The following is an 18,421-nucleotide window of genomic DNA, read 5'->3' on the forward strand; positions in this document are numbered from 1 at the left end:
TATGCTGTAACGGTCGTTTCTTCGATCGTAGGTAATTTCAACGGTTTGCAATGTGTCCATATTTATAAGTTTCTCTTCATTTTGGCTGCATATTAGCATTGTTTTCCACCCTCCAATCTAATTGGGCTTATATTGAGTGCCCGGGCTATTTTTTTGATTGTATCTTTGCTGGTATGCTGGGTTATGTTGTCCATAGCAAGTTGTATTGTTTTGCGTGATACTCCGCTATCTCTTTCCAAGTCTGCAACGGTCATTCCTTTGGACCTCATTGCATCCATCAATTTGTTTCCATCAATTTTCATTTTTTTCTCCTATCGCTGAAATAATTCTGTGATTGGAATATGTAGATAGTTACATATCCTATCCAATTCTTCAACGCTGAATTGTCCTGGATTCTTTCGCCTGGTATACATTGTTTTAACTGATATTCTGGCTGCGTTTGCAAGCCTGTCTATAGCAACCCCCTGTAGCTCAGCGTAATAATTGATTTTAGCAATTATCAGGTTATCCCGCTGTTCTACCGGGGATTTTTTTAGTTTTGGCACAGGATCGCCTCCTTTCATTTGAACAAATGATTTGTTACATATCCTAAATTGGTTATGAAAAATCAGAACGGATAGTGTTACTCTTCATCATTTTTATGTAGCAAATCATAAATTGCTAAAACTCCCCAAATGATTACTTCGGCTGAACCAATCAGCGCTCCAATCCATGATGAATTTGCGGCGGAAATGCTACCGTAAATCATGCCAAGCGACTGCATAAGTAAACAAAATTTAAAGTCTAATTTTTTCACTTCTCACCTCAACGTTGATTGCCGAAATATTTTTTAAATACTTCAACTATTACTAAAACGCATAGTATTATGCTAAATGCGATAAATATCCATTTTCCAAGCCCGATAAGGTCTTGGGCGTAAATAAGGCATAACATTTCTAAAATCAGATAGATTTGCGGATTGTTTTTTTCACCTCGCACCTCCTACGCTGGTTTATTGCACTCCCTATCTGTTTGTAGTAAAATGTTGGTAGAAAGGGGGTGTTAAAATGAAATTAAATCCTGACTGTATGAGAGACGTGTTACTTGAAATGGAAAAAGTTCCTTTTAGCGAATCGCTGGATATTGAACCACTATGTAATTCGTTGCCACAATACACTTACGAAGATATCATATATTCTTGCTATAAATTGGAAGAAGCAAATTTTATCCAGGCTATTATTAAATTTTACAATGATGAATTACACGTAATTTCATTGAATGATATTACTTATAATGGTCATCAATTTTTAGCAGATATTCGTTCTGATACCGTATGGAATCACGTCAAAGAAGTTGGTAAAAAAGTAGGATCCAATTCAGTAAGTGCTTTAACACAAATCGCTACAGGAGTAATCACCGCCATTATCAAACAACAACTTGGATTTAATTAAATAAGTGATTTGTTACATATCGGGTACAATCAGTTATTTCTTGATCAGATGGCTGTTTGTACCCGCTTTTTTCTATGTAATAGATCATAGACAATGTGCTAACACGCCATTTAATCCATTTTGCTACTGCGATTAAAAGTAGTACAGATAGAATAACTACAATAAATATCAAGTGAACACCTCCTACGCTGGTTTGTCTTGCTTAAACTGCTTTTCTGCCATAAATGCCATGCCTTCGCCGAAGAGCAGCAATTTTTCTTTTTCTAATGGCGTCATATGTTGGAACGCTTGTTCAAACGTTTTTAAAATTTTTTGTTCCTGTGCAGTCATTTTGTTCACCTCCTTTGTGCTTTAATCACATTATATACTAATAATTTGTGATTGTCAAGCTATTTTTTAATATTTTTGTGCTTGACACACATTTTTGTATATGATATACTAATTTACAAGGTGGTGATATTATGGAAACATTTGAGCGTATTAGATTGCTTAGAAAAAAATACTTAAATATGACGCAAGAAGAATTTTCCTCAAACATAAATATTAGTCGTGCTAATTTAGGTAGCATAGAAGTGGGGAGGATTCGTATAACTGATAGGGTTATCAGTGATATATGTATAAAATATAATGTATCCGAAGAATGGCTGCGCACTGGAGAAGGGGAACCATTTATCAAGCTAACCAGGGATGAGGAACTTATGGAATGGGCTGGAAAAGTTTTGAGCGCAGATTCAAAATCATTTCAAAAACGCTTTGTATCCATGCTATCTAGGTTAAACGAATCTGAATGGCAGGTACTAGAAAAAATGGCTATAGAATTAACAGAAAATAAAAAAGACTAGGGTAAAACCCTAGTCCAAATATGATTTTATGAAACGATATAGCTGTTTTAGCTGATTTTCAGTTGCTTTTTTCAATAGTTCATTGATTAACCTTATGAATATTTCTCCTTGAGATTTTAGGCGAAGTTGCTCCTTGGTTTTTCTGTCCTGTTTCATGGTTTGTCTCCTTTAGCTTGCTGGTGCATCAGTAATATTTGTCAGATTTATAATTTTTTGGAATCCCTAATTTTATAATATCAAATATTTACAGCTATTTCCATTCGCTATATCGACAAAATTTTACTAATTATTTCTATATGGTAAATGTATCCTTTTTTAGGTAAATAGAAATATATAGTTTTATTGTCGTTTTTTGTATAAATTGTGAATGGACATTATTTCCAGTTGGTAGTACAATTATTGTAAAATTATTAAGGATGGAAAGTCGACTAAGCAAAAGAAAGCTTAACATCTTATATTAAACGGATATGATAGAAAAATAAAAGTAATTTTGATAATTGGAGAAGGAATGAACATGAAAATTGAAAAATTTGAAACTACTGTAGAAGAAACTATGTCGTTAAATGAGGAATCTATAGATATTCAAACAATATTGCCAATTTTACATGATGGAGATTTACTAGAGTTTGAATCGGAAATTGATTCCCAAGAAAACCATAAAATTAGAGTATATTGTCATAATAAACATATTGGTTATTTAAAAAGCGGCTTAACTACATATATTGTAAATTTTGTAGAATCTCATGAAAATTGTGATATCGAAGGGGAGATTCTTAAAATTACTGGCGGGGAGAATGGCTTAAATTATGGGTGCAAAATTTGTGTTGAATTGAAATGTTATGATGAAGAAAAAAATTCTAAAACACAAAATAAAATAGATCAGCTTCCAGAAACTTTTTGTGTAAAGTGTGGTAATAAATTTAGGGGAAATTTCTGTACTAAATGTGGTACACCATCTTATTTTAATACGCCAAAATCGGCGTCAAATGTACCGGTAAAATCAACAGCTCCATTACAAGTAAACGTGATTCAACAAAATGCAATAGTCAATAATCAATTCGGACCGTCTATTGTTTGTCCTGTATGCGGAGCGAAAAATATAGAGATTTCATTACAACAGGTAAGCAGTAAAACGGCCAAAAAACGCAATAGTATTATACGTAGTGCTGGACGTGGCGGTATGATTCTAATGACGGGTGGATTGTGGGCTTTAACGCCAAAAGCGGATGGCAAAGAAAAAACAAAGGTTAAAAATGGAAAGTTTGCTATATGCCAATCTTGTGGGCATTCTTGGGAAATAAAAAAATAACAAAGAATTGCTTGATTACAGTTTATCAAGCGGATTTTATGATAACTATACACAAAAAGCAGAGGACGGAACGGGCAGCCGTCGCCCATTGTTAGGAGATGCGGGAGTGCCGCCCCGCCTGCTGTACCATTTTGCCAACGCCGACAAAATGGTATAGATTAAAGCAAATAAATAGAAAGAGGATAAATATGAATATCATAAAATATAATGATGTATTATCAGTAGAAGAAGCGATAAAGCAAGATGAGCCATTGATGGCGGTAATTTCATTTGACGGGGAAGAAGCAGTGGTTTCCCACATTGACGAAGCAATGGAACACCATATTCTGCTAGAAAAAGCTGGATTGGATAGTCGAAATATTGATAAGTATTTCCGTATTATCTTTGATAAAGAGGGATGTGACTGGACTTTTATTTGTCCATCTGATTACCGCAATATCAAGGACAGACAAAAAAGGATTATGGCTTTCTATAAGGATGGATTTACCGCAATCGCTGATTTCCTTTCCCAGATGGGCTATTTTGTAGATATCAAGATACCGCAACGGTATAGACGACATTTTCAGGCTATGGGAGAGTAATAAAAAACCGCCCAGCGCTGCAACACTGGACGGAAAAACAATAAATAACAAAGAAGTTTGTACTTTGCTTATTATATCATATTTTGGTATGGTAAGCAATAGAAAGGATAAAAAATGGCTAACGCTAAAAAGCTGCCTAGCGGGAGTTGGAGGGTGCAAGTATACGCTGGAAAAGATGCGTCCGGAAAAAGAATGTATCAATCATTTACAGCACCTACTAAAAAAGAAGCTGAATTTTTGGCAGCTGAATATATTTATAAAAGAAAAAATACAACCAGAGAAAAACTTACTTTTCAAGAAGCAAGTGACCAATATATAGAAAATCGACAGAACATCTTATCACCATCTACCATTAGATGCTATAGGATTATACAACGAAACTCTATTCCTAATTTATTAAATATCAAAATTGATAGATTGGCTGACGGCTTCCTCATTCAGCAGCAAATGAATGAGAACGCCAAAAGATATTCTGCGAAAAGCTTAAGAAATCAATTGGGTTTTATTACAGCAGTAATGGGATTTTTTAAATATCATATTAGTGATATTGCAATTAAGCCAAAAGAAAACCACAGTATCCTGGTGCCTACTAAAAACGATGCTGAAAAGATTATGCAATTATTAAAAGAAGCACCTGATATTGAATGTCAGGCGTTGCTAGCCATTACTTGCAGTTTACGTCAAAGCGAAATAGCGGCGATTACTCCGGCAGATATAAAAGGGGAGTTGTTAAGTGTACATGGGGCCAGGATACCAGATGAACATAATAAGCTGGTATACAAAGAAACCAATAAATCAGATGCAGGATGGCGTTCGGTATTAATGCCAGAATATTTGGCAAAAAGAATGGAAGAGCTATGCGCCAGCAAACAGTCCAATGATTGGGTATTTGATACGACACCCTCGCAAGTTTTGCGTAAGTTTAAGAGATTGCTTATATCTCATGATATGCCACCGTATACAATGCACTCTTTACGCCATTGTTTTGCTGCTATTATGCATGCTCGCAATGTGCCGGATAAATATATCATGGAAATGGGTGGATGGTCCAGTGATAATGTCATGAAAAAGGTGTATCAATACACCTTTGAGGATGAAACTAACAAAGCGAAGGAACAAGCCAACCGATATTTTGATAACCTGATTTCTAATGATTCCAAAAAGTAATTTTGATGTTATGCAACACGAAATGCAACACAAATAAAAATAAATCCTTTATTTTCGGAGTTTTATAGATGTTTTATGAGGGTTCAAATCCTTCCACCCCAGCCAGCGGAGTCCGAACGCATTTTGCGTTTGGACTCTTTTTCTTTTTTAAGTTATTGTAAGATGTGTTAATATTAATTATTTATTTTGGGCATGTAAAATATGTTTGACGAACAAAATAGATATCGCCAGAAAAAATCCTGAGATTTCGGGATTTTTTCCATTTTTCAAGAGAATTTTTAGATGACACGCTCCGTAGATATTTTTTTGTAAAAAATATGGACTAGAAGGGTTCGAACCCTCACAACAAAATAAAAAGAAAATAGTAAGCAGATAAAAAGCAATTTTTATCTGCTTTTTTGTGTAACGAAAACCGTAGACTATGCCCATGGTTCTAAAAAGGCCGAAGCCGGTGAGTAGAAAAAAATAACTCCTTCATGTAGAATAGAAGTGGGTTTGCCAACCGCAAAAAAATATGAAGGAGATCGTTCAAAATGAACAATACAAATAGTTTAGAGCATACGAAATGGAATTGCAAGTATCATATCGTTGTTGCACCGAAATATCGGAGAGAAATTATCTACGGGAAAACAAAAGTGGATATTGGAAAAATACTGAGAAAATTATGTGAGAACAAAGGAGTAGAGATCATCGAAGCAGAAGCATGCTCTGCAAATGGGTGAAAAAGTACATTGCAGAAAGAGAAAGCTCTTTTGTTCATAAAGGATATCCTGGAAATCCGTTTGCTGCACTTCATGTTAGTAAGAATCTATCTGAAATAGAGCGACTAAGGTTAATGGTTGCAAAGCTGGAGGTTGAAAATGAGAGATTAAAAAAGGATACTTAGTGAAGGGAGTTGGTGCAACCAAGGAGCTCGTTACTGGCAAAGAAAAGAGTTCGAAGTCATCGATACGCTTAGTTCCAGATATCCCGTAAGTTTTCTTTGCAAGGTCATGGATATAAATCGATCTGGTTACTATAAATGGAAAAGATGCAAAGGAAAGCTATGAGCAGGACAGGATTTTGTTGACACATCTGCTGGAAACAGAACATAAAAAATACCCTTCATATGGATAGCATCGCCTTGCTCACGATGTATTCTCTGAAACCGGGTGGATATTTTCTCATAATCTAGCACATAAGTGCTGTAAAGCTGCTGGAATTCATTCCAAGGCAAGAAAGTATAGATATAAAAAGTCGGGAGAAGAGAGCGTAAAGTTTCCAAATAAGGTCAAAGGAAACTGGAATGCTACAAGGCCATTGGAGATTGTTGTGTCAGATATGATTATATTCAAACATAAGGGTGTATCATGGGAATGGATACTTCTGTTGGATACATTTAATAATGGGATATTAGCCACATCAGGCAACGTCTGTTTGCGACAGTAACAAACCATATTACCATTGCTTAGAGCAGCTGAAGTTGTTTGCAGGAAAGAGGAACAGACTCCCCAAGTAGTTTTCCATACCGACCAGGGTTCTATCTACTCCTCTTTTTGCCGAGCCCATGAATACTATAACATACTTCGGTCAATGTCGCGAGAGGAAACTCCAACAAATAATCCAATCATAGAAGCACGAAACGGATGGATGAAAGAAGAACTCTACCTTGACATCATGTTAGCAATCACGGACGATGTTCACTTATTCTTAGATAGTATGTATATTACTTCAATAACAGGCGGCCTGCAGCCGCCTTGAGCTATAAAACCCAGTTCAGTACAAGACCGAACGGGGCTTCTAATACTATGGTGTTTTTGGTGTCTACTTTTTCTTGACAGATGCATTGAACGGATGGTTGTGACTTAGTACTGATAAACCATCGAAAATGCCAGTAAAAAATCTATTCTTACAGAATTAAAATGAGGAAAATGATAATTTTAAGTGTATTAAACGATTAGATTATTAAACATAATTTTTTGAGGTTAGAAAAGAAAGATTAGAAGGATAGTTTCTTGTTTATGTGCCATAGGTATAGATCATATGGGTGAGAATAATAGGTAAGAAATGGATTTACAATAAATTTTTATTCCGGTATTGCTTACGGTATTCAGATGGAGAAAGATTAAACTCCCTTTTCAATATTCGAAAAAGGCTGTTTGTACTGCTGTAACCAACAATATTATTAATTTTTTCAATCGGAAGGTTAGAGTTTATTAAATAATTACAGGCGTTTTGCAACTTATACTGGTAAATAATATCTGAAAAGGTTTTATTTGTTTGTTGTTTAATCATAGAAGAAAGGTATTTTGGAGAATAATTAAATTGTTTTGCTGTGGATTCCAGTGTTGCTGTTGCGTAGTAAACCCGGATATAATTTAATATGTCAGAAATTTGCGTGGGCTGGCTGGATATGATGGTTCCTGGTATTGCGGTTTCTTTATAATTACGAGCAAGTTGGGCAAATAAATCGGTTAGTTTAGCGATGATAACTTGTTCAAAAAATTGTTTTTGCTCAAAAAATTCAGATACAATTTGCTTAATAATATCAGAAATATCAGGAGTAATTGAAAATATCAGATAGTTGCTTTTATGAGTTCCATAAATAGAGTCCAGAAAAAAACGGAACAAAATGCTTTTACTATTTAGCAGTTGTAAAAAAGTATTTTCAACAACTGTTTGTGAAAGAGTAATATTAATTGCAACATCATAGATGTTTTGTGGAACTAAAGAGTGATATACATATGGATTTAATAAAATAAGTTGCTCTTTTGTTTGCAAAATCGTATCTTCTTTAAAAACATTATAAAAATTGCCGGAGTAAACATAAGCCATTTCAAAAAAATCATGATTGTGTAAAGTAGCATTTTCGGGTTTTAGCTTTTTAATTTCTTCTACATTTGGATAAACTAAAGGCTCATAATGAAAAGATACATTAAAATCTTTATTAATATGGAATAGATGATCTTTTTTTAAAGTTTGAATATTTTTAGGGCTTTTATTTTCAAAAAAAATCTGTTTAAATTTTTGGGGAGAGATTTTTCCCCTTACCATATCAAAATATTTCTCTATATTAAATTCCATTATATATTCCCTCCTTCTTTGTTCATTATAGTTTTTATTTAAAAATTGTCAATATAAAATTTAAAATTAGTAAAATATAACGTAATGCATTCTAAAAACATACCTACTGCAATGTTAATCAATTAAGTTATATGCTAGGATATAAATATGGTGTTTGCTAGAAAAATCCAAAGGAGGATGAAAATTAATGAAAAACAAAAAAATGGGCAAATTAATTGCGCTAGTCTTGTCAACAGCAATGATCGCATCATGTTGTGTAAATCAATTTACTGTATCTGCACAGGAAACAGCGACAAAGAGTATTGTAAACCAATTTAAAAACCCTAATGTTCACGCAAAAGGAATGTTTCGATTTTGGCTACCTGATGGCTCAGCTACAAGAGAACAACTTGAAAAAGAAATAACTGAAATTTATGAAGCTGGTTTTGGTGGTATCGAAATAGCGCATGTTCCTTATGCCAAAAATGATAGCGATGATATTGGAGAAAATGGTTGGGGATCTGAAAAATGGCAACAAACTTTAATCCATATTTATGAAATTGCTGCGAATTTGCCAGGAGATTTTAAAGTAGATGTGACGATCAATAGTGCTTGGCCAATAGCACTTAACACAATAGATCCAAATGATGAAGAAGCTTCACAGGATATTCAATACGCTTATACTAAAATTCAAAATGCTTCTGATGTATTGGATCTTCCAATGCCGGAACAAAAACTAGCCGTTGATACAGGTTCATCTTTTATCTTTAACAATCATTACGTTGCAGCAACAATTGCACAAGTAAAAGGTATTGACGAAGATGGTAATATAACACTTGATTATGGTTCAATGACAGATGTTAGCGAGTATACAAAGGAAACTGGGAATACAACGCCGGCAGGCATTCCAGACGAAAATAATACATATGTTTCTCAGTTATATAAAGATGCAGGGTTGACAATTAATACTGAGGAATGGGGACCACGTGCTAAACTTCAGGATGAACAGAAATACTATAATGTTGACCTTTCTCAAATTCAAGAATTGTCCAACTATTCTTCTGTTGGAGATGAATTGCAAGAAGGGGATTGGATACTTTTTGGTTTCTATAGAAGAGGTACAGGAGAAACACTGCTGAAATTTGCTAATTTCTTCCCATTAGGAGCTTCTATGCCAAATGTAGGGGTTATTACAGATGAATTTAGTTCTGCTGCATCAAATGCATTGACAGATTTTTGGGAAGAAAATATTTTAAACGACCATTTAATTTCCCTGATGAAAGCAGAATCAGGAGATTTCTTTGAAGACTCTTTAGAGAATGTTTGTAGTACAAAATTCTGGAACCAAAACATGATCGATTCTGTGCAAAAATATCTTGGTTATGATATTACTCCATATTTGCCATTTGTAATGAGTTCCACTACACAGGATACAAAATTTATTTCCAGTGAAGGAAATCAGGATCGTTTTGGTATTGATGTAGATAAAACTTTAAACGAACTTTATTTGGATGAACACATTGCTGAACTTCAAAATTGGGCTAGAAATACCCTGGACATGGGGTATCGGGCTCAAGGGTATTCTACAAGTGGATTTTATGTAGATGTTGGACTTGCTTCAGCTGAATGTGATGTTGCAGAAGGGGAATCCCTTGCTTTTTCAACTTCTTATGACCATTTCCGTGCAGTATCAGGCGGTGTACATATGAGTGGAAAAACCTATGTATCTGATGAAGCACTGGCAGATAGTGGGAAAGCATATGCTCTTAATTGGAAAGACGCTGTAAATACTATTAATAATAACTATGCATCAGGAGTTAACCGTTTAATTATCCATGGATACCCTCATGCGAATACGGAAAACATGAATGACCCTATTTATGGTGATAAGGACTTTTGGCCAGGATGGCATACTTTCCCTCTTGTTGCAGGAGCATGGGGAAGCCGTCAGCCTTATTGGGAAGATGTACATGTATTGTCCGATTATATTGCGCGTTCTCAAGCTGTCCTTCAAAATGGAACTGCTAAAATGGATATTGCCATTTTTGATACAGATGCTTACAATGCTCAAACACCAAATGGAGCAGAAAAAAATGATAAAGATCAATCTAATTATTTGGCGTTACTAGATAATGGTTATAGCTATGATCTTTTAACTCCAGGTTTGTTGACATATGATAGTGCAAAAGTAACAAATGGAGTGTTAAATGAATCAGGACCTGCCTATAAGGCTCTGGTTGTAAACAATTTGCCTTCTATTTCTTTAGAAAGTGCAAATGCTTTACTGGATTTTGCAAAAGCAGGTTTACCTATTGTTTTATGTGGACAGATCCCTTCCAGTGTGTTTGGTACTGATGCTGCAACAACAGGTTCAAATGTAACGGGGACTGATGAACAGATCCGCGAAACAATGCAAGAATTACTTACTTACCAAAATGTTGGACAAGTAGATACGCAGCAAGAAGTTGTTTCTTGGATGAAGCAAAATGGTATTTTGCCATATGCCTCTTATTCAGAACCGATGGTACGTACCATTTTACGCCAAGACAATGATGGCACCAATTACTATTATTTGTATAACAATAGTGAAGAAGAAGTATCATTAGAGGCTTCTTTGCAAGGAACCGGAATACCTTTCCAATTAGATGCGTGGACAGGGGAAATTACTCCAATAATAAATTATGTTCAACAAGATGATAGCATTCATACTACTATTAACCTACAAGCTGGACAGGCAACCTTTGTCGCCATTTCTCAAAATCCAGAAGAATTTGGCGAAGTTAGTGATTTCCATGTAGTTGAATCCAATGGAGACACTTTCTATCAGGATGGAAATATTGTATTACGCACAGACGTATCGGGAAGCTATCAGACTGCATTTACTGACGGTGTTGTTGTATCTACGGATATTACTGAAATTGGAGATAATATTGAACTGGACTACTGGGATCTTTCCCTTGAAAGTTGGGGTCCAGACCAAGAGGCAAATAAAACTGATTTAACAATCTCCAAAAAGACAACAATTGATTTTCAGGATATACCACTTACATTGTGGAAAGACCTTCCAGTAACTTCTGAACAGCTTTCTACATTAGGCGTAGATAGTATGGAAAATATAATTGGAATCGGAACCTATTGCACAACATTTGAGCTTCCAGAAAATTGGGATACCACTCAGGGATACCTATTGAATTTCCATCATAATAATGATATGGTCACAGAGGTAATTGTAAATGGACAAAAATTACCTGCAATAGATCAATCAAAGGATTCTGTGGATATTGGAGCCTATTTAACTGCTGGACAAAATACTATTTCTGTAAAATTGGTTTCTACGATGATTAACCGTATTATTTATGAAAATCCAAATTCACAATATAGTAATTCAAAAAATCAATCTTTTGGTTTACTGGATGTAACACTTACTCCATATAAACAAGTTATTATTCGTTCAGAATCTAATAAAGATATTTTAGATGCTGTTATTTCTTATGCGGAAAATGCGAAAGCAAGCGACGAATATGACAACGCCATTGAAAGCGTACAGAAATCCTTTGACGCTGCTTTGGAAAATGCGAAAACAGTAGCAGGCAATGCGGCAGCAACCCAGGAAGAAGTAGACGCAGCATGGAAAACCTTGCTGAATGAAATCCACAAATTAGGATTTGTAGCTGGGGATAAAACAGAACTGGCATCCTTGATGGAAGCAGCAAATGAAATCAATGCAGAACTTGACCGTTATGTGGAAGCAGGCAAAGCGGAATTCACCGCAGCATTAGAAGCAGCAGTAGCAGTATATGAAGATGGCGACGCTATGCAAGCAGAAGTAAATGAAGCAGCAGATAACCTGTTGAGCGCAATGCTGAATTTACGGTTCAAAGCAGATAAATCTATCCTGGAAGATGTTCTTGCAGAAGCAGGCAAAGTAGATGCAAACGCATACACAGCAGAAAGCTACGCAGCATTACAAGCAGCAGTAGCAGAAGCAAAGGATGTATACAACAATGAAAACGCAACTCAGGAAGAAGTAGATGCAGCAGTAACAAGTGTACAAACAGCAATGGATAACCTGGTAGCAGTAGATGGAACCCCTGCTGAAACTCCAACGGAAAACAATAATACAGCTGGAACACAGACAGGACAGGAATCTACTACACCAAAAGCAAACGCAGCGAAAACAGGCGATTTTACACCAATTGCAGGATTGGCAGCAATCACCTTAGCAGGAGCTGCATTGGTTCTCTCCCGTAAGAAAAAATAATTCGTAAAGTTTCCTATTTCTCTTTTCTCTCAATATAAGCAAAAGGCTGGTTTTTTAACCGGCCTTTTGTAATATCAGTAATTAGATTGACTAAATTGTACTTTGACAAACTTAGCTTTTGCTGGCTAACATAAAAGCTGTTACAGGCAGATTTCCTCAGAAACGCCATGACTACTTTTTGTACGAGCGATACTTTCGATAGAGGGATGAACCATCTATCTTGCCAGCGGTAGCTCGTCTGGAGAAGGGGAGAAATCTGTTTTATTGGTTAAGGTGGACAGTAAGATGGATTTATGACATGCCTTGCATGGTCTGTGCAGCTTCATTTTATTTTTTAAATAGTATAGCAAAATATCATATCTGTTTGCTATGCTGTTTTGCCAAAAAGGAGGAGGGGGTTATGAAATCAGCTTATTGTGATTGCGCCGTATTTTCAGGGTTTAAATGTTTCATTATGTAACTTGACACCCTTTCATATCAAGCAATTTTATAACGATAAATTAAAAACCGTTAGTAAAAATACAATTGTACATTATCATGCTAACATCAGAAAGGCACTACAAAATGCGTATCTATTAGATTTAATCCCGAATAATCCTGCTGATAAAGTTGAAAAACCAAAAGTGGAAAGATATGAAGGTCAATATTATGACGAAGAAGATTTTAGGGAGTTGTTCAAGTGTATACATGGCGACTCCATTGAAATCGCAATTATCTTTATATCATTTTTTGGTCTAAGAAGATCGGAACTGGTTGGAATCAGATGGAGTTTAATAAATTTTAAGAGACAACAATTAAAAATGGGAACCACTATAGTACAGATACCAGTAGATGGACATTATCAGTTAGTAGTAGAAAATAAGGCAAAAACAAAATCTAGTATACGAGCCTATCCGTTGGTAGATTCTATTACAAAAATTTTATTGCAGCTAAAATCATATCAACAATCCATGATGGCACTTTGTGGGGATAGTTACTGTAAAGATTATTTAGATTTTGTTTTTGTAGACAAATTAGGGCGACTCATGAAACCTAATTATATATCCCAACATTTTCAGATATTACTAGAAAAATATAATCTGAAAAAAATTAGGTTACAGGATTTGCGGCATAGTTGCGCTACGTTAATGAGGGAAAGGGGAATGAGTATCGAAGATATCAGCAAGTGGTTAGGACATAGTAATACAGTAACAACAGAGAAGGTATATGTACATTTTAAGGATGCACAAAAAATAAAATCAGCTAATGCAATATCGGATATTATTCCAGAAATAAAGATATAAAAAAAACAGCGAAACTATTACAGTTTCGCTGCCAACTGGTGCCGGAAGCGGGACTTGAACCCGCACCTTGTTGCCAAGACTGGATTTTGAGTCCAGCACGTCTGCCAATTCCATCATTCCGGCATATTGAATTGTAACCTACATTGAAAAATAACTTTGTTTAGCTTCAATGTTCAGGTGGATTACGAGTTATTATTATACAGGACAGATCTCATTTTGTCAATAGAAAAATCAAAAAAAATGAAAAAAATTATTTTTATGAGGAAATATGAAAATTTAAGGATCATTTTTATTTTAGAATAGAGATTTTTAATTGACGAAATCCCTATAGTTATGGTATGATAAGAATAAAGAAATTATAAATTTACCATATTAATAAATGTTAACATAGATTAGCACAATGAAAGGAGTAGTTCTTATGAAAAAAGAGTATACCAATCAAACAAACCATTATCAAGTAATCGGAAATACCTCTGTCGTTGTAATGGAAGGGACAGAACAAGAATGTAAAGAATTTTTAAAAGGTACCATTATTTCAGATAAAGTTGAAAAGCCAGAAGAGCGTAAAAATAACAAACCAAACTTATGTTTGGTAGCACCTGGGGAAACGGTATCCAGATGTTATGGAATGTGTTGTGGCGCATGTGACCAAAGGGAATCTTATGAAGAAATATTGGAACGTTTGGGAGAATCAGCAAAATAATATAGTATAATCAATAAATTAGAAAACAACAAAAAGGGCTTCTGATAGATTTTATTCTATAAAAGCCCTTTTCATTATTTAAGCCTATTCGTTAATAATTGGAAAGTGATTTTTAAGGATAGTACTGTATTATTTCTAACAATATATGATCGATTTTCTAAAGAATGCAGTAGCTTTAAAGAAAATGCAAGACAAATTTAATTTTCCATTCGCAAACCTGGTAATATGATAATTAAAATTGATATAAAAATAACCTCCGATAAAATAGGAGGTTATTTTTATATCATAGATTTTTAATGGAAAGATAGATTTTATGGAATCATATATGGGGTAAGATATGATTGTGGACTATTAATAGCTAAGATAATAGGATTTATTTTCCAATAGGTATGCCACTACTTCATAAAGATTATTGTACCTTTTGGGCATCTTCCAGTTTTTTGGTTTCCAACGCAATCCGATATACTTCCAACAGATTTTTTGCCAATGTTTCAGCACCGGATTTTGCTACTGATTCCCTGGCGGCATGTTTTAACGCTTGCCGTTCTTCTGTTGGCATATCCCGGTATTTCAATAATAGCTGATGCATTTCCATTGCGTTATGGAAGATATATCCGTTGACGCCGTTTACTACCTGACCTTTGTTTAACTCATCTGCAATATGGAGCACAGGCAGCTCAGCAGCCATCCCTTCCAGCATGGAAATTGAGTTGGTATCGGATAGGGAAGTTGTGATGTATAGGTCACAGGCAGCATAATAAGGAGGAAGGTCATTGTGTTGAATCGCACCGGTAAAGGAAACCATATTATCGATTCCCAGTTCTTTTGCCTGTTGTTCCAGTTCTTCTTTTACTGGGCCTTCCCCAATAATAAGCAGCTTAAACTTTTCATCCGGCTTTACGGTTTCTGCCCAGTAATTTAACAGTACATCAACACTTTTTTCTTTCCCCAATCGTCCACAAAAACAAACCATAATTTCATCATCTTTTACACCATGGCGTTCACGAATCTGTTTTTTCTGTTCTTCTGTAGCTGCATCGGGGGTAAAAGCATCAATTTCAACAGGGTTTGGAATCACATGTACTGTACGGTCAGTAATACCAATACTCTTAAAATATTCGGATACTTTTTTGGAAGGCCCCGTAATGGCTGTAGCTCGGGCAACTAGGGATTTTTCATAAACATGGGTTGTTTTTTTGGCCAGCGGAATCAATGGTTTTGGTGCGATATAATACAAATAATCATCATACATGGTATGCAATGTATAAACCAATGGTACATTTAAAAATTTCGCACAACTTGCTCCGGAATATCCTACGCCAAACTCATTGTGGATATGGATAATATCAGGATTAAATTCCTTAATATACTTATATCGTAGCGGGCTGATTGGGGAAGCCAAACCATAATCATAAAACTTTTTAAAACTTACACCAGGGCAGTTTAATACCCCATCCTTAATAAAATAACGGTTGGTATCTGGGTTTGCACATACCACCAAAACTTCATGCCCTAATTTTATCAGGCCTTCCCGTAATATTTTTACATGGGTTACAACCCCATTGATATACGGTACATAGGTTTCTGTAAACAAGGCTATTCTCATAGTTATCTCCTCTTTTTGCGGAATCTTATTTTTCGTTTAGCCAAAACGAAATCAACTATTGCATTCCATAAATCCTAAAATTCATTCATAATTTTTTGTTCTAGTTTATTATATCATAAATATTCTATTTGTAAATTTCATAAATCTTACAAAAACCTTAAAAATAACAGTTCAATTTATGTTTTTAAAGGAAGACTATCCGAAAAAAACTTTTATTTTACGTAGATTTTAAGTTACCTTCGTAATTATTTTACAAATTGTAACCGTTACCATCCATTGTTTCTGTTGAAAACAGGATGGTTTTATAGTATAATAAATTTACAAATAGATTCATCACGGAAAAAGATAGGAGGGAATGGCATGTCTACAACTTTTACAGTTAAATTATCAAAATTGATTAAAGAATTTAATCTGGAACCAATTTGTTTGCATGGCAAAGCAGAAGAAATCGAAATTTCATCCACTGAGGTAAACCGTCCGGGACTTCATTTATCCGGCTTTTATAAAAATTTTGAGCCTACTAGAATCCAGATTATCGGAAATATGGAATACGCTTATTTGGAAGATTTGGATCCAGCACTGCGCCAGGAGCGTTTAAGTTTGATGTTTTCCAAAAAGATACCTGTGCTAATTGTAACCAGTAATCTAGAAATTTTCCCTGAGATGATTAAGGCGGCACAGGACACCGGTATCCCTCTTTTAAGGACTCACGAAAAAACATCAGCCTTTATGTCCGCGTTAATTTCTTTTTTGAGCGTGGAACTGGGGCCAAGGATTACCCGCCACGGAGTGTTAGTTGAGGTGTACGGCGAAGGTATGCTTATTCTAGGGGAAAGTGGCGTTGGTAAAAGCGAGACCGCTATGGAACTGATTAAACGTGGACACCGTTTGATTGCGGATGACGCAGTAGAAATCCGCAAAGTATCCAGCCGTACCCTGGTAGGGTCCTCTCCAGCAAATATCCGCCATTTTATGGAGTTACGTGGTATCGGCATTGTAAACGCCCGCCGGTTGTTTGGAATGGGTGCTATTAAAATTACAGAAAAAATTGACCTTGTCATTAAACTGGAACCTTGGGATTCCAATAAATTTTATGACCGCACGGGAATGGATGTGGAATATGCAGAGATTATGGATGTAAAAGTTCCACAGTACACGATTCCAGTAAAACCAGGCCGTAACTTGGCCGTTATTTTGGAAGTAGCCGCAATGAACAACCGTCAGAAAAAAATGGGGTACAACGCTGCTACTGAATTGATGGAAAAATTAGGACTGACGGATGACGAGGAACGGGAAAAAATAGAAAACTGGGATTTATACTAACAGAGTGGCACAACAGGTCCCCACTGCGTAGCAGCGGGGATTTGGTAGCCTTATTATGGAATTGACAGAGAAAAGTGAATTAGAAATGGTTTGTATTTGTTAGGAGGCAGTTATGAAAATTATTGCAGATTTGCATACACATACCATTGCATCAGACCATGCATACAGTACGTTGTTAGAAAATATCCATTATTCCAAATTGGCAGGGCATCAAGCAATTGCGTTAACTGACCATGGCCCTGGTGTCCCAGATGCACCTGAATTGGTACACTTATTGAATATGCAGGCGATACCAGAAGTGGTAGAAGGGGTACGAGTGCTGACAGGGGTAGAAGCCAATATTATGGGTTTTACCGGCAGTTTGGATGTACCAGAAACCTATTTAAAAAACCTTGATTGGACGATTGCGTCATTCCATGCGTCTGCTTGCTGGCCTGGTACGGAAGAACAGCATACAAAAGCGTATATTGCGGCGGCGAAAAACCCTTTGGTGGATATGATTGGACATAGTGGTCAGCTGGGGTTCCAATATGATTACGAAAAAGTAGTAAAATATTATAAAGAGTATGATAAAGTGGTGGAGATCAACGAAGCCTCTTTTGTGGTAAGAAAAGGCTGTGAAAAAAATTGTACCGAAATCGCGCGGCTTTGTAAAAAATATGAGGTAAAAGTTGCGGTGAACTCGGATTGCCATTTTGCCCCTTGTATTGGACATTACCCTAATAGTTTGGCAATGTTGGAAGAGATTGATTTTCCAGAAAACCTGGTGCTAAATGCGGATTATGACCGGTTGATGGAACATATTAAAAAGAGAAGAAACATAAAATAGTAATCAAAGCCTTTTTGGTTATAATACCTTCTGCACAGGTGGCAG

The 18,421-nt window shown here is 35.7% G+C and carries 18 protein-coding genes, 1 tRNA gene and 1 pseudogene; 12 read left to right on the forward strand and 8 right to left on the reverse strand.

The window, feature by feature from the left end:
* Positions 1-92 precede the first annotated feature (92 nt).
* From H8Z77_RS01895 to H8Z77_RS01905, 3 genes are all read right to left on the reverse strand, one after another.
* Entirely contained in the window at positions 93-302 is a 210-nt protein-coding gene (locus H8Z77_RS01895; protein WP_069987187.1) for a helix-turn-helix domain-containing protein, read from the reverse strand.
* A 9-nt stretch (positions 303-311) separates the two neighbouring features.
* Positions 312-545 carry a helix-turn-helix domain-containing protein gene (locus tag H8Z77_RS01900; RefSeq protein ID WP_069987188.1) on the reverse strand — a complete coding sequence of 78 codons (234 nt, stop codon included), beginning with the start codon at positions 543-545 and terminating at the stop codon, positions 312-314.
* 77 nt (positions 546-622) lie between these two features.
* Positions 623-796, reverse strand: coding sequence for a hypothetical protein (locus H8Z77_RS01905; protein WP_186996004.1), 174 nt, complete (start codon positions 794-796; stop codon positions 623-625).
* Positions 797-1,046: 250 nt separating this feature from the next.
* Between H8Z77_RS01905 and H8Z77_RS01910 the strand changes: the two genes are divergently transcribed.
* Complete coding sequence (locus tag H8Z77_RS01910) at positions 1,047-1,430, forward strand: DUF2513 domain-containing protein (RefSeq protein WP_186996005.1); 384 nt, start codon at positions 1,047-1,049, stop codon at positions 1,428-1,430.
* 183 nt (positions 1,431-1,613) lie between these two features.
* Here H8Z77_RS01910 and H8Z77_RS01915 read toward each other — a convergent pair whose 3' ends face one another.
* On the reverse strand, positions 1,614-1,760 hold the full coding sequence (locus tag H8Z77_RS01915) for a hypothetical protein (RefSeq protein ID WP_186996006.1): 147 nt from the start codon (positions 1,758-1,760) through the stop codon (positions 1,614-1,616).
* Between the two features lie 131 nt (positions 1,761-1,891).
* On the opposite strand from H8Z77_RS01915, the gene H8Z77_RS01920 reads away from it, so the two are divergent.
* Positions 1,892-2,272, forward strand: coding sequence for a helix-turn-helix domain-containing protein (locus H8Z77_RS01920; RefSeq protein ID WP_186996007.1), 381 nt, complete (start codon positions 1,892-1,894; stop codon positions 2,270-2,272).
* 9 nt (positions 2,273-2,281) lie between these two features.
* On the opposite strand, the gene H8Z77_RS01925 is transcribed toward H8Z77_RS01920, so the two are convergent.
* Positions 2,282-2,428, reverse strand: a complete 147-nt coding sequence (locus H8Z77_RS01925) for a hypothetical protein (protein ID WP_186996008.1) — start codon at positions 2,426-2,428, stop codon at positions 2,282-2,284.
* Between the two features lie 358 nt (positions 2,429-2,786).
* Here H8Z77_RS01925 and H8Z77_RS01930 point away from each other — a divergent pair, with 358 nt between their 5' ends.
* The 5 genes and pseudogenes from H8Z77_RS01930 to tnpA all read left to right on the forward strand — a co-directional run.
* Positions 2,787-3,581 (forward strand): hypothetical protein, encoded by a 795-nt coding sequence (locus H8Z77_RS01930; RefSeq protein WP_186996009.1) that lies wholly within the window; start codon positions 2,787-2,789, stop codon positions 3,579-3,581.
* Between the two features lie 7 nt (positions 3,582-3,588).
* Positions 3,589-3,738: a hypothetical protein gene (locus tag H8Z77_RS01935; protein WP_186996010.1), complete on the forward strand. Its 150-nt coding sequence runs from the start codon at positions 3,589-3,591 to the stop codon at positions 3,736-3,738.
* A gap of 31 nt (positions 3,739-3,769) precedes the next feature.
* A complete protein-coding gene (locus H8Z77_RS01940) occupies positions 3,770-4,162 on the forward strand; it encodes a hypothetical protein (RefSeq protein WP_069987195.1) in 393 nt (130 codons plus the stop codon).
* 114 nt (positions 4,163-4,276) lie between these two features.
* The gene (locus H8Z77_RS01945; RefSeq protein ID WP_186996011.1) at positions 4,277-5,329 is read left to right on the forward strand and encodes a site-specific integrase; all 1,053 of its coding nucleotides are present in this window, start codon (positions 4,277-4,279) and stop codon (positions 5,327-5,329) included.
* A gap of 533 nt (positions 5,330-5,862) precedes the next feature.
* Positions 5,863-6,036 (forward strand): annotated as a pseudogene (gene tnpA, locus H8Z77_RS01950) (IS200/IS605 family transposase); the annotation flags it as partial.
* A gap of 1,345 nt (positions 6,037-7,381) precedes the next feature.
* Here tnpA and H8Z77_RS01955 read toward each other — a convergent pair.
* Positions 7,382-8,392: a helix-turn-helix domain-containing protein gene (locus H8Z77_RS01955; RefSeq protein WP_186996012.1), complete on the reverse strand. Its 1,011-nt coding sequence runs from the start codon at positions 8,390-8,392 to the stop codon at positions 7,382-7,384.
* 187 nt (positions 8,393-8,579) lie between these two features.
* Between H8Z77_RS01955 and H8Z77_RS01960 the strand changes: the two genes are divergently transcribed.
* Positions 8,580-12,632, forward strand: a complete 4,053-nt coding sequence (locus H8Z77_RS01960) for a glycosyl hydrolase (protein WP_186996013.1) — start codon at positions 8,580-8,582, stop codon at positions 12,630-12,632.
* 416 nt (positions 12,633-13,048) lie between these two features.
* Complete coding sequence (locus tag H8Z77_RS01965; protein WP_186996014.1) at positions 13,049-13,915, forward strand: tyrosine-type recombinase/integrase; 867 nt, start codon at positions 13,049-13,051, stop codon at positions 13,913-13,915.
* A gap of 36 nt (positions 13,916-13,951) precedes the next feature.
* Here H8Z77_RS01965 and H8Z77_RS01970 read toward each other — a convergent pair.
* Positions 13,952-14,038: transfer RNA gene (locus tag H8Z77_RS01970), tRNA-Leu, on the reverse strand.
* A 295-nt stretch (positions 14,039-14,333) separates the two neighbouring features.
* Here H8Z77_RS01970 and H8Z77_RS01975 point away from each other — a divergent pair.
* Complete coding sequence (locus H8Z77_RS01975) at positions 14,334-14,618, forward strand: hypothetical protein (RefSeq protein ID WP_069988416.1); 285 nt, start codon at positions 14,334-14,336, stop codon at positions 14,616-14,618.
* A 409-nt stretch (positions 14,619-15,027) separates the two neighbouring features.
* Here the strand turns inward: H8Z77_RS01975 and H8Z77_RS01980 are convergent, their stop codons facing one another.
* Positions 15,028-16,224: a glycosyltransferase gene (locus H8Z77_RS01980; RefSeq protein ID WP_069988417.1), complete on the reverse strand. Its 1,197-nt coding sequence runs from the start codon at positions 16,222-16,224 to the stop codon at positions 15,028-15,030.
* Positions 16,225-16,584: 360 nt separating this feature from the next.
* Between H8Z77_RS01980 and hprK the strand changes: the two genes are divergently transcribed.
* Positions 16,585-17,547: an HPr(Ser) kinase/phosphatase gene (hprK, locus tag H8Z77_RS01985; RefSeq protein ID WP_069988418.1), complete on the forward strand. Its 963-nt coding sequence runs from the start codon at positions 16,585-16,587 to the stop codon at positions 17,545-17,547.
* Between the two features lie 112 nt (positions 17,548-17,659).
* Positions 17,660-18,376 carry a phosphatase gene (locus tag H8Z77_RS01990; protein WP_069988419.1) on the forward strand — a complete coding sequence of 239 codons (717 nt, stop codon included), beginning with the start codon at positions 17,660-17,662 and terminating at the stop codon, positions 18,374-18,376.
* Positions 18,377-18,421: the final 45 nt, after the last annotated feature.

This window comes from Clostridium facile, assembly GCF_014297275.1.
GTDB classification, from domain to species: Bacteria; Bacillota; Clostridia; order Oscillospirales; family Ruminococcaceae; genus Massilioclostridium; species Massilioclostridium facile.

Excerpts from the sequence above, each read along its gene's own strand:
- H8Z77_RS01895 (WP_069987187.1), bottom strand. The coding sequence starts at position 302 with ATGAAAATTGATGGAAACAAATTGATGGATGCAATGAGGTCCAAAGGA.
- H8Z77_RS01960 (WP_186996013.1), top strand. The coding sequence starts at position 8,580 with ATGAAAAACAAAAAAATGGGCAAATTAATTGCGCTAGTCTTGTCAACA.
- H8Z77_RS01945 (WP_186996011.1), top strand. The coding sequence starts at position 4,277 with ATGGCTAACGCTAAAAAGCTGCCTAGCGGGAGTTGGAGGGTGCAAGTA.
- H8Z77_RS01925 (WP_186996008.1), bottom strand. The coding sequence starts at position 2,428 with ATGAAACAGGACAGAAAAACCAAGGAGCAACTTCGCCTAAAATCTCAA.
- hprK (WP_069988418.1), top strand. The coding sequence starts at position 16,585 with ATGTCTACAACTTTTACAGTTAAATTATCAAAATTGATTAAAGAATTT.
- H8Z77_RS01910 (WP_186996005.1), top strand. The coding sequence starts at position 1,047 with ATGAAATTAAATCCTGACTGTATGAGAGACGTGTTACTTGAAATGGAA.
- H8Z77_RS01930 (WP_186996009.1), top strand. The coding sequence starts at position 2,787 with ATGAAAATTGAAAAATTTGAAACTACTGTAGAAGAAACTATGTCGTTA.
- H8Z77_RS01975 (WP_069988416.1), top strand. The coding sequence starts at position 14,334 with ATGAAAAAAGAGTATACCAATCAAACAAACCATTATCAAGTAATCGGA.
- H8Z77_RS01990 (WP_069988419.1), top strand. The coding sequence starts at position 17,660 with ATGAAAATTATTGCAGATTTGCATACACATACCATTGCATCAGACCAT.
- H8Z77_RS01915 (WP_186996006.1), bottom strand. The coding sequence starts at position 1,760 with ATGACTGCACAGGAACAAAAAATTTTAAAAACGTTTGAACAAGCGTTC.
- H8Z77_RS01980 (WP_069988417.1), bottom strand. The coding sequence starts at position 16,224 with ATGAGAATAGCCTTGTTTACAGAAACCTATGTACCGTATATCAATGGG.
- H8Z77_RS01955 (WP_186996012.1), bottom strand. The coding sequence starts at position 8,392 with ATGGAATTTAATATAGAGAAATATTTTGATATGGTAAGGGGAAAAATC.
- H8Z77_RS01940 (WP_069987195.1), top strand. The coding sequence starts at position 3,770 with ATGAATATCATAAAATATAATGATGTATTATCAGTAGAAGAAGCGATA.
- H8Z77_RS01920 (WP_186996007.1), top strand. The coding sequence starts at position 1,892 with ATGGAAACATTTGAGCGTATTAGATTGCTTAGAAAAAAATACTTAAAT.